The organism is Streptomyces niphimycinicus, assembly GCF_018883605.1.
Classification (GTDB): Bacteria; Actinomycetota; Actinomycetes; order Streptomycetales; family Streptomycetaceae; genus Streptomyces; species Streptomyces niphimycinicus.
In genome coordinates this window covers 1-1,922 of record NZ_JAHLEM010000961.1, presented here as the reverse complement: position 1 = coordinate 1,922, position 1,922 = coordinate 1, and the positions used below count along the sequence as shown (strand labels likewise).

Annotated in this window: 1 rRNA gene; it reads right to left on the bottom strand. The window is 56.2% G+C overall.

Going from position 1 to position 1,922, the window contains the following annotated elements:
* Positions 1 to 1,922, bottom strand: a 23S ribosomal RNA gene (locus tag KN815_RS46140); the annotation flags it as partial.

The following is a 1,922-nucleotide window of genomic DNA, read 5'->3' as shown; positions in this document are numbered from 1 at the left end:
CTCGTAGTGCAATTTCACCGGGCCTATGGTTGAGACAGTCGAGAAGTCGTTACGCCATTCGTGCAGGTCGGAACTTACCCGACAAGGAATTTCGCTACCTTAGGATGGTTATAGTTACCACCGCCGTTTACTGGCGCTTAAGTTCTCAGCTTCGCCACACCGAAATGTGACTAACCGGTCCCCTTAACGTTCCAGCACCGGGCAGGCGTCAGTCCGTATACATCGCCTTACGGCTTCGCACGGACCTGTGTTTTTAGTAAACAGTCGCTTCTCGCTGGTCTCTGCGGCCACCACCAGCTCAAGGAGAAAATCCCATCACCAGCAATGGCCCCCCTTCTCCCGAAGTTACGGGGGCATTTTGCCGAGTTCCTTAACCATAGTTCACCCGAACGCCTCGGTATTCTCTACCTGACCACCTGAGTCGGTTTAGGGTACGGGCCGCCATGAAACTCGCTAGAGGCTTTTCTCGACAGCATAGGATCATCCACTTCACCACAATCGGCTCGGCATCAGGTCTCACCCCTAAAGAGGAACGGATTTACCTACTCCTCGGGCTACACCCTTACCCCGGGACAACCACCGCCCGGGCTGGACTACCTTCCTGCGTCACCCCATCACTCACCTACTACAGGTCTGGACCGTCGGCTCCACCACTCCCCTCAACTCCGAAGAGATCAGGGCGGCTTCACGGACTTAGCATCGCCTGGTTCGACGTTGGCGCTTCAAAGCGGGTACCGGAATATCAACCGGTTGTCCATCGACTACGCCTGTCGGCCTCGCCTTAGGTCCCGACTTACCCTGGGCAGATCAGCTTGACCCAGGAACCCTTAGTCAATCGGCGCACACGTTTCCCACGTGTGTATCGCTACTCATGCCTGCATTCTCACTCGTGAACCATCCACAACTCGCTTACACGGCTGCTTCACCCGGCACACGACGCTCCCCTACCCATCACAACGGTCGTTGGACCACATGCTGCAATGACACGACTTCGGCGGTACGCTTGAGCCCCGCTACATTGTCGGCGCGGAATCACTTGACCAGTGAGCTATTACGCACTCTTTCAAGGATGGCTGCTTCTAAGCCAACCTCCTGGTTGTCTCTGCGACTCCACATCCTTTCCCACTTAGCGTACGCTTAGGGGCCTTAGTCGATGCTCTGGGCTGTTTCCCTCTCGACCATGGAGCTTATCCCCCACAGTCTCACTGCCGCGCTCTCACTTACCGGCATTCGGAGTTTGGCTAAGGTCAGTAACCCGGTAGGGCCCATCGCCTATCCAGTGCTCTACCTCCGGCAAGAAACACACGACGCTGCACCTAAATGCATTTCGGGGAGAACCAGCTATCACGGAGTTTGATTGGCCTTTCACCCCTAACCACAGGTCATCCCCCAGGTTTTCAACCCTGGTGGGTTCGGTCCTCCACGAAGTCTTACCTCCGCTTCAACCTGCCCATGGCTAGATCACTCCGCTTCGGGTCTTGAGCGCGCTACTCTAACGCCCTATTCGGACTCGCTTTCGCTACGGCTTCCCCACACGGGTTAACCTCGCAACACACCGCAAACTCGCAGGCTCATTCTTCAAAAGGCACGCAGTCACGAGACACCAGCAAGCTGATGTCCGACGCTCCCACGGCTTGTAGGCACACGGTTTCAGGTACTATTTCACTCCGCTCCCGCGGTACTTTTCACCATTCCCTCACGGTACTATCCGCTATCGGTCACCAGGGAATATTTAGGCTTAGCGGGTGGTCCCGCCAGATTCACACGGGATTTCTCGGGCCCCGTGCTACTTGGGAAATAGACAAGCAAGCCATCACGATTTCAGCTACGGGGGTCTTACCCTCTACGCCGGACCTTTCGCATGTCCTTCGCCTATCGCAATGGTTTCTGACTCACCCAGCCGCCGGCAGACGACTGAAGTC